The sequence below is a fragment of the Paraburkholderia sp. BR14312 genome (genome assembly GCF_040948675.1).
GTDB lineage: Bacteria > Pseudomonadota > Gammaproteobacteria > Burkholderiales > Burkholderiaceae > Paraburkholderia > Paraburkholderia nodosa_A.
Genome location: NZ_JBFPKI010000001.1, coordinates 762,821 through 774,493, shown reverse-complemented (window position 1 = coordinate 774,493; position 11,673 = coordinate 762,821). Strand labels below are relative to the sequence as shown.

The 11,673-nt window shown below is 63.9% G+C and carries 11 protein-coding genes and 1 tRNA gene; 3 read left to right on the top strand and 9 right to left on the bottom strand.

The genetic code is table 11. The features are described from left to right. Positions 1 to 716: 716 nt before the first annotated feature. From AB3X98_RS03465 to AB3X98_RS03450, 4 genes are all read right to left on the bottom strand, one after another. Complete coding sequence (locus AB3X98_RS03465; protein WP_069263051.1) at positions 717 to 1,523, bottom strand: oxidoreductase; 807 nt, start codon at positions 1,521 to 1,523, stop codon at positions 717 to 719. Positions 1,524 to 1,556: 33 nt separating this feature from the next. Then, entirely contained in the window at positions 1,557 to 4,697 is a 3,141-nt protein-coding gene (locus AB3X98_RS03460) for an efflux RND transporter permease subunit (protein WP_368602784.1), read from the bottom strand. Beyond that, complete coding sequence (locus tag AB3X98_RS03455; RefSeq protein ID WP_368602785.1) at positions 4,694 to 5,809, bottom strand: efflux RND transporter periplasmic adaptor subunit; 1,116 nt, start codon at positions 5,807 to 5,809, stop codon at positions 4,694 to 4,696. The genes AB3X98_RS03460 and AB3X98_RS03455 overlap by 4 nt, the downstream gene beginning before the upstream one ends. 83 nt (positions 5,810 to 5,892) lie before the next feature. Continuing rightward, positions 5,893 to 6,510, bottom strand: a complete 618-nt coding sequence (locus AB3X98_RS03450) for a TetR/AcrR family transcriptional regulator (RefSeq protein ID WP_368602786.1) — start codon at positions 6,508 to 6,510, stop codon at positions 5,893 to 5,895. 77 nt (positions 6,511 to 6,587) lie between these two features. Between AB3X98_RS03450 and AB3X98_RS03445 the strand changes: the two genes are divergently transcribed. Beyond that, positions 6,588 to 8,048 (top strand): efflux transporter outer membrane subunit, encoded by a 1,461-nt coding sequence (locus AB3X98_RS03445; protein ID WP_368602787.1) that lies wholly within the window; start codon positions 6,588 to 6,590, stop codon positions 8,046 to 8,048. Between the two features lie 36 nt (positions 8,049 to 8,084). Here the strand turns inward: AB3X98_RS03445 and AB3X98_RS03440 are convergent, their stop codons facing one another. The 5 genes from AB3X98_RS03440 to AB3X98_RS03420 all read right to left on the bottom strand — a co-directional run bounded on the left by AB3X98_RS03440 (position 8,085) and on the right by AB3X98_RS03420 (position 10,305). Continuing rightward, entirely contained in the window at positions 8,085 to 8,378 is a 294-nt protein-coding gene (locus AB3X98_RS03440) for a DUF6566 family protein (RefSeq protein WP_342949726.1), read from the bottom strand. A gap of 83 nt (positions 8,379 to 8,461) precedes the next feature. Continuing rightward, the gene (locus tag AB3X98_RS03435; protein WP_368602788.1) at positions 8,462 to 8,875 is read right to left on the bottom strand and encodes an Hsp20/alpha crystallin family protein; all 414 of its coding nucleotides are present in this window, start codon (positions 8,873 to 8,875) and stop codon (positions 8,462 to 8,464) included. A gap of 34 nt (positions 8,876 to 8,909) precedes the next feature. Next, positions 8,910 to 9,350, bottom strand: a complete 441-nt coding sequence (locus tag AB3X98_RS03430) for an Hsp20/alpha crystallin family protein (protein ID WP_368602789.1) — start codon at positions 9,348 to 9,350, stop codon at positions 8,910 to 8,912. 273 nt (positions 9,351 to 9,623) lie between these two features. Continuing rightward, positions 9,624 to 9,696, bottom strand: a tRNA-Lys gene (locus AB3X98_RS03425). Positions 9,697 to 9,741: 45 nt separating this feature from the next. Next, positions 9,742 to 10,305, bottom strand: coding sequence for an Hsp20/alpha crystallin family protein (locus tag AB3X98_RS03420; RefSeq protein ID WP_069263043.1), 564 nt, complete (start codon positions 10,303 to 10,305; stop codon positions 9,742 to 9,744). Positions 10,306 to 10,485: 180 nt separating this feature from the next. On the opposite strand from AB3X98_RS03420, the gene AB3X98_RS03415 reads away from it, so the two are divergent. Beyond that, a complete protein-coding gene (locus tag AB3X98_RS03415) occupies positions 10,486 to 11,130 on the top strand; it encodes a diguanylate cyclase (protein ID WP_368602790.1) in 645 nt (214 codons plus the stop codon). A gap of 168 nt (positions 11,131 to 11,298) precedes the next feature. After that, positions 11,299 to 11,616 carry a co-chaperone GroES gene (gene groES / locus AB3X98_RS03410; RefSeq protein WP_069263488.1) on the top strand — a complete coding sequence of 106 codons (318 nt, stop codon included), beginning with the start codon at positions 11,299 to 11,301 and terminating at the stop codon, positions 11,614 to 11,616. The last annotated feature ends 57 nt before the right edge of the window (positions 11,617 to 11,673 follow it).

Here is an 11,673-nt window from a genome sequence, read left to right as displayed (position 1 = left end):
ACTGTCATCAAGGCCGACGCTCGGGTTGCGCCGCACGCGCCACCCCGGCCCGTTTGGCGGCATCGCGACACACAGTTTGCACCAGTTCGAAGGCGGGGCGCCCCAACGAAAGCGAACGCGCATGCCGTGATCCTGGATCAACCGGGTGGCATGTGAACGGGAACACAAGCACCAGGTCACGTCGTGCAAGCGCTGCGAGACTATGCGAGCGACAGCTCCGTCACGTCAGCCAGACGAGATGCAAACTGGGTCTGCAGGTGCCAGTCCTGAGAGGCACTCTCACGCCAGAACAATATTCCCATATGTTGGGATATCTGGCACGATGGAATGGTGTCCACCCAAGGAAACCGCTCATGCGGCCCACGTCGAGCGTACCGGGAGTCGTGCACTTCGCTCACGCCTGCATCCACCCTCCGTCTAAGGTGGCGCTCTCACGACTTCCGGACCGACGACGGGGGTGCCACTCGTGACACCCAACAGGTGGCTGCTTCTCGGCGTATTGCTGCTTGTCGCATCGATCGCCGCACTGTTCATATGGCACTGATTGCGCGCCTATTGACTCGCAAGGATGCGCCTCACATGGCTTCGGGCGTCGCGGCGAACGGGCAGCTTGTCCAACATGCGTCGCGAGGTTCGCAAACGTTCCGATCAATCAAACGTCACCCATCCCGGCATTGCGGAAAGCGCAGGAACTCGGGCTGGCTGATGGTACGGCTTCACAGGAGTCCAAACGTTTTCCTCAAGCTTGAATCGACGGGGCCCGCGGGCATAAAGCGTCGCAATTTTCTCAACAGAGAGGCCTCACCCGCCGGTGTGCGACGCATGCGCCAGCTCCCAAGCGCCGCTTCGACAATCGTGTTCGCTACGCCGTCGGGCGCGGGGGCGCCTTTGACACTCTTGACGACTGCGCTCGATGCAAGGCTACGCTCGCGATCATAGGCGGCGATTTTCGAGCTTGCCAGAGGGGCGTTGGTGTCCAGGTTGGTCCTGGTAAAGGACGGTTCGACCAGCGTTGCGCGTATGCCGAACTGGCGCACCTCATGGTCCAGGGTCTCGGTCAGCCCTTCGACGGCATGCTTGGACGCCGAATAGAGACCCATGTAGGGGGCGGGAAGGAAGCCAAGCACCGAACTGACATTGACGATCCTTCCGCCACGCTGTTCCCGCATGTGAGGGAGTACCGCCTGCGTCGTGCGTAGAATGCTGAATACATTGGTATCGAACAGCGACACGGCTTCGGCAGCCGAAGTTTCCTCCACGGCACCGATCAGGCTCATTCCCGCATTATTGACGAGCACATCGATTCGCCCGGCGAGTTCGATGACGGACTGGATTGCGGCCCGGACCGATGCATCGTCGCGAACGTCCATCTCGACGAGCTCGACGCCGGAGATAGGCACCGCTGTTGCGATGCTGCGCACGGTACCCAATACGCGGCAACCCCGGCCGGCAAACTTCTCGGCGGTGGCGCGTCCGATACCCGATGACACCCCGGTCACAACGACAACGGTGGATTTCGACATGAACAGCTCCCCTCAGGTGAAATTGATGATGTTTTAAGTGCGCGCGTCGAGCGCATCCTGTGTCACCGGTTCTGAATGCGATGACTGGTTATCCCGGCTCTTGTGCGAACCCGCGGAAGTGCCGGGGCGGATCTTGAACCAGATGGAATACATCGCCGGCAGGAACACCAGCGTGAGAATCGTCCCGGCGAACGTACCGCCGATCAGCGTGTAGGCGAGCGTTCCCCAGAACACCGAGTGGGTCAGCGGGATGAAGGCGAGGATCGCCGCCATGGCCGTCAGGATCACCGGGCGGGCGCGCTGCACGGTGGCTTCGACAACCGCATGGAACGGATCCAGCCCGGCATGTTCGTTCTGATGAATCTGCCCGATCAGGATCAGCGTGTTGCGCATCAGGATGCCCGACAGCGCGATGAGGCCGACCAGCGCGTTGATGCCGAACGGCTGCCGGAACAGGATCAACGTCGGCACCACGCCGATCAGGCCGAGCGGGCTCGTCATGAACACCATCACCATCGCGGAAATCGAGCGAACCTGGAAAATGATGATGACCAGCGTGATCGCCAGCATGATCGGGAACAGCGGCAACATGGCGGTCGTCGCCTTGCCCGATTCCTCGATGGAGCCCGCCTGCTCGATGCGATAGCCGCCGGGCAGCTTCGCGATGATCGGCTGAAGCTGCCGCGTGATGGCCGTCGAGACGTCCGGTGGCTGCAGGTTGTCGGCAATGTCGCCGCGTACCGTGATCGTCGGCACGCGGTCGCGCCAGCGCATGACCGGCTCCTCCATGCGCACGTCGACCTTGCCCACCTGCGACAGCGGAATGCGCTGCCCGTTGGCCCCGGCCAGCGTGAAGTCGCCGAGCCGGGCCGGGTCGAGACGCACATCGCCGGCCGAACGCGCGATGACCTGCACGCTTCGAATATCCTCACGCACGGCGGTGACGGGCACGCCGGTGAGCAGGAACTGCAGTTGTTGCGCGACGGCGCTGGAGGTGAGCCCCACCGCCTGCAGACGGTCCTGCTGCAGCGTGAAGTGCAGCGTGGGCGAGCGCGTGCCCCAGTCGGTGTTGACCGTGCGCATCATCGGACTGGCCTGCATCACCTGCTGAACTTCAGCCGCGATTGCGCGCAGCTTGTCCGGGTCCGGACCGGTGACGCGATAGGCGACGGGAAACGGCGAATACGGCCCGAACACGAGTTGCGTGACCCGCACGCGCGCTTCCGGGGCGAGACCGTCGGCGATGGCCTTACGCAGTCGCTGCTTCAACGCGTCGCGCTCGTCCTGGCTGTCCGTGCGGACCACGATCTTGGCGAACGACGGATCGGGCAGCTCCGGCCCCATGGCCAGGTAAAAGCGCGGCGCACCTTGCCCGACATAAGCCGTGACGATTTTGGCTTCCCTCTGTTTTGCCAGCCACGCCTCCACCTTTTCGGTCGCGGCGCTGGTTTGGGAAATGGAGGTGCCATAGGGCATCTGCACCTCGACCAGCACTTCAGGACGGTCGGAGATCGGGAAGAACTGCTTCTTGACAACGCCCATACCGAGGATGGCCAGGGCGAAGAGGCCAACGACCGAACCGGCGACCAGCCATTTGTGCGCGATGACACGCGTGAGCAGCTGACGGAAGCGGTTGTAGCGGGGCGTGTCGTAGATCGCGTCGTGGCCGCCTTCGACCTGTTTGAAGTCGGGCAGCATCTTCACGCCGAGGTACGGCGTGAAGACCACAGCGACGACCCAGGATGCGATCAGCGCGATGCCGACGATCCAGAACATGTTGCTCGTGTATTCGCCCGCGGTGGACCGTGCGAAGCCGTTGGGCATGAAGCCGACCGCCGTCACCAGCGTGCCCGAGAGCATCGGCGCGGCGGTGTGGCTCCAGGCATAGGCGGAGGCGGCCACGCGGCTATAGCCTTCTTCCATCTTCACCACCATCATTTCGATGGCGATGATCGCGTCGTCGACGAGCAGGCCCAGCGCCAGGATCAACGATCCCAGGGTAATGCGGTCGAAGTTCTTGCCTGTCGCGGCCATGACCACGAACACGATGGCCAGCGTCAACGGCACGGCGGCGGCCACCACCAGGCCCGCGCGCCAGCCCATGCTCACGAAACTCACGAGCATGACCACCAGCAAAGCGGCGAAAAACTTGAGCATGAACTCGTCGACCGCCGAATGAATGTTGACGGCCTGATCCGTGACCTTGGTCAGGCTCATTCCCAGCGGCAGCCCGGCGTTGATTGCGCCGACCTCGCTGTCCAGTGCCTTGCCGAGATCGAGCCCGTTCCAGCCGTCGCGCATGACGATGCCGAGCAGCAAGGCCGGTTCGCCGTTGTTGCGGATCATGAAGGTCGCAGGATCTTCATAACCGCGCTCGACGGTGGCGATGTCCGACAGCTTCAGCGTGCGACCTTGCACGACGACGGGCGTATCGCGGATCTTCTGCAGCTTGTCAAAGGCGCCGTCCAGGCGAATCAACACTTCCGGTCCTTTGGTCTCCACGGAGCCGGCTGGCGTCAGGGCGTTCTGGCCATTGAGCGCGGCGAACACGTCCTGCGGGCCGACACCGAGCGTTGCCAGCCGATCATGTGAGAACTGGACGTAGATGCGCTCGGCCTGCTCGCCGATGATGTCGACCTTCTTCACGCCCGGCACGTGCAGCAACCGCTGGCGCAGCGACTCGGCGTCGCGCACGAGCCGGCGTTGCGGTTCGCCCCCGGCCTTCAGCGCAAAGAGTGCGAAGGTGACGTCCGCGTATTCGTCGTTGACCATCGGCCCGATCACGCCCGCCGGAAGGTTGGCGGCTTCGTCGCCGATTTTTTTCCGCGCCTGGTAAAACTCCTCCTGCACCTCCGACGGCGGGGTGCTGTCGAGCAACGTCAGCGTTGTGAAGGCCAGGCCGGGCCGCGTGTAGGTCTCGGTCCGGTCGTACCAGCGCAGCTCCTGCATGCGCTTTTCGATTTTCTCCGCGACCTGATCGTGCATCTCCTGTGCGGTGGCGCCAGGCCACGCGGTGACGATGGTCATCACCTTGATGGTGAACGCCGGGTCTTCGGCGCGACCCAGCTTGAAGAAGGACAGGAGTCCGGCCAGCGAGATCAGGCAGATCAGGAACAGGGTGATGGAGCGCTCGCGCACGGCGAGCGCCGACAGGTTGAATCGGCCTTCGCTCACGGACGTGCTCCCTGGTTCGCCACTACGACGGCCTGGCCGGACATCCGGACCTGTTCGCCTTCGCGCAGCAACTGGGCACCTAGCGCGACGACGCGCTCGCCCTGTTTCAACGTACCGGAGACGCGAGCGCTGTCGTCGTCCAGGTGAAGGACCGTGACCGGCCGCCATGCAACCCTGGCCGGCTCGCCGTTGACGACCCATACGCCGGGCCCTTTGCCCGCGTCGAGCAGCGCGCCGATCGGCACCTGCAAGCCGCCCTGGAGCGCCACGCGTGCGTCCGGTATCTCGATCGTGACGGTGGCGCCCAGCGGCGCGTCGGCCAGCGCACCCTGCAGGACATAACGCGCTTCGAAGGTGCGGGTACGCGGATCCGCCGTATCCGAGAGCTGGCGCAGCGTGGCTGGCACGCTCACGCCGCTGTTGCCGAACAGGGTGGCCTGGGCGACCGAACCGATGGCGGGGCGCAGGGTTTCCGGTAGCTGGATGACAGCCTCGCGGCGCCCGGCGTGGGCCAGGCGCACCACGGGTTGTCCGGCGCTGACGACCTGACCCGGCTCGGCGAGCGTTTCCATCACGACGCCATCCCCGTCCGCCACCAGCTCGGCATAGCCCGTCGCGTTGCGCGCCACGTCGGCGTCAGCCTCGGCCGCGCTGAGCTGCGCCCTGGCTGCATCGGCGGCCGCCTTGGCCTGGTCGTAGGCCGAAGCCGAGATCGCACCCGTGCCGCGCAGGTCGCGATAGCGCTCCTCATCGTGCGCGGTCTGCTGCGCCCGTGCCCGTGCAGCGGTGACCGCCTCCTGCCGGGCCTGCGCGGCAAGCTTGAGGTCGATGGGGTCGACGCGCATCAGCAGCTGGCCGCGTTTGACGGTTTGCCCGGCATCCACCAGCCGCTCCAGCACCTTGCCGGAGACGCGAAATCCCAGGTCGCTTTGCACACGTGCGGCGACGGTTCCGGTAAACGAACGGGACGCGGGAATCGCGGCCTCGGCGATGGCGGTGCGCACCAGGGGCGTCTCGGTGCGCGGATCGGAAGGCGCTTTGTCGCCGCAGGCGGCTAGCGCAAGTGGCAGTGCATAGACGACTGCAGAGGTAGCGAGGCGACGCCGAAGCATGAAAGTCCCATAGATGGAGGAATCGGGGCTTTCATTGTGGTTCTTGTGACCAATTTAGTCAATGGTCACAAACGAAATTTCCCTCAAGGCGACAGACTGCGGAGCACGAGGCTGGACAGTTGCGCGGGCGCGACCTTCGTGTAATCGAAGCTGTACTGCAGGAGCATCGGGTTCAGGTAGGGGCGCATGACCAGATAGATCGCCATCGCGGTCTCATCGAGCGGCGTTTTGCGCTCGAAGTCCCCGCTCTGCCGGCCCTCCTGAAGGATGTCCCGAAGCAGCTTCTGGACGCGCGCCTCATACGAAACCACGGCCTGCCAGTTCTCCGTGGCCGCTGATGCTGCAATCTCGTAGAGCTTGCGGTCCTGGAAAAACAGACGAAGGCTCGCCTCGGTGAAGACGCTGAACATTCGCCGCAACTTCTCCGGCGGCAGATCGGTCTGGGCGATGGCCGCCCTGACCTCGGTTTCGATCTCGTGCAGGCAGTTCGCACAAATCATCTCGCCAATGGCTTGCTTGGACTCGAAAAACTTGTAGATGTAGGCCTTGGAAAACCCGATCGCCCTGGCGAGATCGGAGACTGTCGTTTTCTCGTAGCCATACCGGCTGAAGTGCTCGGTGGCGGCGGCAACGATCTGATCTCGTACTTCGTGGTCAGCGGGGCCGCGAGTCGTGATGGGAGGAGTGGTGGCGTTTTTCATGGGGATAAGCATACAACAATAGACAACCAGTGACCGTTTGGTATTATGGTCACCACAGTAACCCTGCGAAGACGCTCATGCTACCCAATCACATGCTCGCCGCGATCATCGTTGCCGGCCTCTCGACAGCCTGCGCCGTGGGCCCTGATTACGTCCGGCCCAGTGTAGCCATGCCCGGGCAGTTCCAGGGCCAGGACGCAGTGGATCAACGGCACACGGTGGCCAGTTCTGACCTCGTCACGTGGTGGACGGGTTTCGGCGATCCGCAACTCACACGATTCGTCGCGCTCGCGCTGGAACAGAACCTGGACCTCGAGCAGGCCGCCGCGCGCGTCTCGCAGGCGCGCGCAGGACTCGGCGCAGCGAATGCCGCGCTGCTGCCTTCAGGCAATGTCAGCGGCCAGGCGGCGCGAGTCTACCAATCTGTCGAAACGCCCTTGGGGCGCGTCCTGAATTCAACGCCCGGATTCGACCGCTACGGCAACGACTACGAGGCCAATTTCAGCGCGAGCTGGGAACTGGATGTGTTCGGTGGCCTGCGTCGCGGGCGGGAAGCGGCACTCGCCGAGTATCAGGCTTCGGAAGCCGGCGCGGTGGCCACGCGCCTGGCTGTGGCAGCGCAGACTGCCGATATTTACATCACGATTCGCGGATTGCAGGCACGTCTGAAGGTGGCCCGGCGGCAGGCGCAAACGCAACAGGATCTGCTTTCGACCATCAAGCTTCTGTATGGAAAAGGACTGGCGGCCGATCTTCAGGTAAGCCAGGCTGAGGGTGCGCTGGCCCAGGTGCAGGCATCCATCCCTGTCCTGGAGACGACACTGGACGCGGCCATGAACGCACTGGATGTGATGCTGGGCTCACAGCCCGGCACGCATCAAGCCGAACTGGTCGATGCTGGGGACATCCCGCCCGCCCCGCGGATCGCGCACACGGGAACGCCGGGAGAGTTGCTCAGGCGCCGACCCGACCTGATCGTGGCCGAGCGTCGCCTGGCTGCGTCGAACGCGCGCATCGGAGTGGCCATTGCCGAGTATTACCCGAAATTCTCGCTGAGTGGACTGATCGGGAGCGCAACGTCAATGGCCGCGGGCAATCTGTTCACTGGCGGCGCCAGTCAGGCGGCCGGGGTGTTGGGTCTGCGCTGGCGTCTGTTCGATTTCGGCCGCATCAATGCACAAATCGCGCAGGCCAGGGGCGAGGACGCCGAGATGTTGGCCGCGTATCGGCTCGCCGCACTGCATGCCACGGAAGATGTGGAAAACGCCTTTTCAGCGCTCGTCAAGCGGGAGGAACAGGCCGCGGTGCTCACCCAGGGAGTGAACTCACTTGGTCGGGCACGAGCCGCTTCGTTTTCGGCCTATCAAAAAGGTGTCGTCAGCCTGATTGAAGTCCTGCAGGCCGACGAAAATCTACTGCGCGCATCCGACGAGCGGGTGCAGGCGCAAACGGAATCGGCGCGCGCAGCCGTCGCTGCCTTCAAGGCACTTGGCGGTGGTTGGCAGCCCGGCGATCCCGAGGCCGTGGCAAGCCGGTAGACAGCACGATGTACGCCTCATTCAGCCTCCGTCGCTTCACCCGGGTGATTCCGGTCGCCTCGTCTCTGCGAAGCTTTCCGTGCCGGCGAAGCGTCCCGCATCGATCGCGCGGATGGCGTACTCGACGGTCTCCCGATGTGCGTCTTCCGCACTCGCCCAGCGCTGTGCGACGCACGGCAGGTGCCAGTCCTCGACCGTCTGCTCGCCGCGCCGGATACGCACAATGGCCATGTACCTGCCTGATCCCTGCGGAAGTACGCAGTGCCGCACGGCAATAGCGCTGGTTTCGATCGCGAAGCCTTTCCAGTTCTGATTGCGTGTATCGTCCATGGTTGTCTGAGGTCGCATGTGCCGAAACGGCGCGGACCCGGCGGCCCGCGCCGCACGACCGGAAACATTCCTGTGCAATGTACCTAGCCAACGCTCACCTCGATACGACGGGGTTTCGCTTCCTCACGGCGAGGAATCGTCAGCATGAGCACGCCATCGCGCAGTTGCGCGTCGATGCGCGAAACGTCGAAGTCCGGGCTGAGCGCGAAGGCGCGGCGGAAATGCAGGTGGCGAACTTCGCCATGCTGCAGCCTCAGCCCGCATGGTGTCGGAATCACCGCCTCGGCCTCGATCGTCAGATTGCCGTCCTGTACCCGCACATCGAGCTTCTCGCGCGGTACCCCCGGCAGGTCTGCATATAGCGTGATGCCCCTGCTGTCCTCCAACACGTCGACGGCGGGCGTGAGGCGGGTGGGCTGCTTCGCGGGTCCGCCGCGCTCACGGTCGGCGACGTCGTTGCGCGCCGCACCGGTGGTCAGTTCAATGCTGTCGTTCATGATGTCCTCCGTGATCTCCTGGCTCGCACCGTGCTCACTGCACGGTGACCGCGCGCGGCTTCGACGCCTCGGAACGTCCGATGCTGATGGTCAGGCAACCATTTGCATAGCGCGCATTGACGTTCCCGGGATCCGCGTGCCGGGGCAGCTCGATCACGCGCCGGAACGCGCCCATGAAGCGTTCGCTGGCATACACGCGCGTATCGTCCCCCGCTTGCCGCTCGGGCTGCCTGCGTTCACCACTGATCGTCAGCAGTCCTTTGTCAATCGAGACGTCGATCGCCGCCGGATCGAGCCCCGGCGCAAACGCTACGATCTCGACACTGTTGTCGGTGCTGCCGATGTTGAGTAGGGGAAACGTCTCGCTGCGCGTGGCGCGCAGGCTTGCGGGAAAGGCTGGAAAGAGGCTGGCCATCTGCCGTTGCAGGCGGTCGAATTCGCCCAGCAGATCGGTGCTGAAGAAGGGATCGCTCATGACTGGCTCCTGGAAAACCGGGGCCGACACGGAGGACGAATGGAACCACGCGCTCCAGTCCGCCTGTCCGTGGGAAACCCCGCCGACAAACAAATCGAAACACGCAGCGCTTGTCGCGACTGCCTGAGCGATGAACAAAATAGCGCATGGAACGGAAATTTCAAGAGGCCCCGCAGCATGTCACGAGCGAAGTCTCATGGACGATAGCGAGAGGCTTCAGGGACCGGCGCGAGTTTGCGCACGCCGCTGCGGCGCACAACCCCCGGTTGGATGTGGGCCGTACTGGATTCGAACCAGTGACCAACGGATTAAAAGTCCGCTGCTCTACCAGCTGAGCTAACGACCCGGTCGACTTCTACCGTCGCCGTCACAGCGCTTTCGTGTGCTTGCCCTAACCGATATCGATCGTCCGGTGCGCGGACGGCGCTGGTTCCATTTTCGGAATCGTCAACGTGAGAAGGCCATTGTCGAACTTCGCCAGAGCGCGGCCGGGATCGGCATATTCGGGCATCGGAATCGTGCGCACGAAGCGTCCGTGGGCACGCTCCAGCCGGTAGCAGCCGTTCTCCTCACTGTGTACGTCCTGCTTCTTCTCACCTCGGAGCACGATCGCGCCGTCCTCGACGCTCACTTTCACGTCTTCGCGCTCCATTCCGGGCAGCTCGGCAGTCACACGCAGCACCGGTCCTTCGTCGACAACGTCGATACGCGGCTGGAAACGCGACGAACTGAAGTCGCCAAACCACCGGTCGAGCGCACCACGGCCCGCAAACGGGTCAAGAAAAAATTCCTCCATTGCGCGCCATGGTTCGCGTGAAAACAGCCGCGCGATGTCGGGCATCGAGGCACGTTCGTTTTCGCTCGCCGACGTGCTTTCCCGGCCTTGCGCATCGGACTTGCGGGAAGCTGCTCGAAGGAACTTGAAGGGATTCCACCTTCTCGGATCAGGGCTCATCGTATCCTCCCCCAATGTTCTGGAAGGGCAACCGGACTGTGTAGCCGCAAGCGCCAGTGATCCCGCACGGGAGTCTGGCTGCATGACAGCAACGCTTGGCGCGGCTGCCGGAACGATGCATAAAATAGCCCATGGAACGGAAATTTCAAGTGGCCCTTGCAACAAGCCACGGGAGGCTTCATGGACCTTTTCGACAGACTTCGGGAACAGGCCGAAAGCGTGCGCCTGCCGCTCTTCGCGGTCACCGTCAGCGCCGCTGCGCAGGTCAATACGCCGCTCGTCGCGATACTTCACTGGCACGGTTTCCGGCGCGCGACGCCGCTCGTGCTGCCCGGTGTGGAGATACCGGCGCGGCCAGTCCCCGGCACCGCCATCCAGATTGATGCGCCCTGGCAGAGCGTGGAAGCTGTCGACGCCATGCTGCTCGACGCGGCCTGGCAGTTCGGTGCGTGGGAGGTCGAGCGCATAGTGCGGCGCGGGTGCAATACGATCGGCGCCGGCGGTGCCGAAGCGCTCGCCTGTCGCCAGGCGTTTGGCGACTACGGAAGCGACATCCCGCCCGACGGGGCACTCATTGACGGTGCGAGTGATCGCGATGGCCTGATGCGACTGGCCGCGCGACGCGGCTACGTGCGCTGGCTCTTCCGACCGGTGAAGAGTGGCGTGTGGCGGGCGCTTGATGAAGCCGACGACAGCCTCGATGCGGACGGCGGTCGTCAGCCGCCCTGCCCCGTGCACCCGCAGCCGCGCAGCGCGCACAAGCGCGCGCTCGGACGTACGGTCTACCGCCTTGGGACCGTCGGCCGTATCCTCTTGCCGCGTTGAAATATTTTGTTACATTTGCGATTCGCGCTCCCTCTTGAACCTCGAATGCAGCGCCTCTATTTCGCTTTCCGCCAGACACTGGCACGGCTGCACGGAGGCCTCCCACGCGCCTCGTTCACGCAGCCGGATTCCCTTATTGGTGATCCTTTAATCGCTCAGGAGATGGAAATGCAGATTCGTCCCCTCTACGACCGGGTTATCGTCAAGCGAATCGAAACGCAGCGGACGACGGCCTCGGGCATCGTGATTCCCGATTCAGCGGCAGAAAAACCAGAACAGGGCGAAGTCGTCGCCGTCGGCAGCGGCCGGCTGCTGCAGGATGGAACGCTGCGCGCGCTCCAGCTGAAGGTCGGTGACCAGGTTCTCTTTGGAAAGTACGCAGGCCAGACCGTCAAGGTCGATGGCGAGGAACTGCTCGTCATGCGCGAGGAGGACGTCATGGGTGTCCTCGAGGCCGACGGCAGCGCCGCCCGCAAGGCCGCCTGAACTTTCGACCGGTCGCGGACACCCGCCCGGTCGTTCGCGACGTGTCGAGTCAACGAC

What these genes read in the sequence shown, in the direction of transcription:
- AB3X98_RS03465 (WP_069263051.1), bottom strand. Translation starts at nt 1,523, where the DNA reads ATGTCGAAATCCACCGTTGTCGTTGTGACCGGGGTGTCATCGGGTATC.
- AB3X98_RS03455 (WP_368602785.1), bottom strand. Translation starts at nt 5,809, where the DNA reads ATGCTTCGGCGTCGCCTCGCTACCTCTGCAGTCGTCTATGCACTGCCA.
- AB3X98_RS03450 (WP_368602786.1), bottom strand. Translation starts at nt 6,510, where the DNA reads ATGAAAAACGCCACCACTCCTCCCATCACGACTCGCGGCCCCGCTGAC.
- AB3X98_RS03445 (WP_368602787.1), top strand. Translation starts at nt 6,588, where the DNA reads ATGCTACCCAATCACATGCTCGCCGCGATCATCGTTGCCGGCCTCTCG.
- AB3X98_RS03440 (WP_342949726.1), bottom strand. Translation starts at nt 8,378, where the DNA reads ATGGACGATACACGCAATCAGAACTGGAAAGGCTTCGCGATCGAAACC.
- AB3X98_RS03435 (WP_368602788.1), bottom strand. Translation starts at nt 8,875, where the DNA reads ATGAACGACAGCATTGAACTGACCACCGGTGCGGCGCGCAACGACGTC.
- AB3X98_RS03430 (WP_368602789.1), bottom strand. Translation starts at nt 9,350, where the DNA reads ATGAGCGATCCCTTCTTCAGCACCGATCTGCTGGGCGAATTCGACCGC.
- AB3X98_RS03420 (WP_069263043.1), bottom strand. Translation starts at nt 10,305, where the DNA reads ATGAGCCCTGATCCGAGAAGGTGGAATCCCTTCAAGTTCCTTCGAGCA.
- AB3X98_RS03415 (WP_368602790.1), top strand. Translation starts at nt 10,486, where the DNA reads ATGGACCTTTTCGACAGACTTCGGGAACAGGCCGAAAGCGTGCGCCTG.
- groES (WP_069263488.1), top strand. Translation starts at nt 11,299, where the DNA reads ATGCAGATTCGTCCCCTCTACGACCGGGTTATCGTCAAGCGAATCGAA.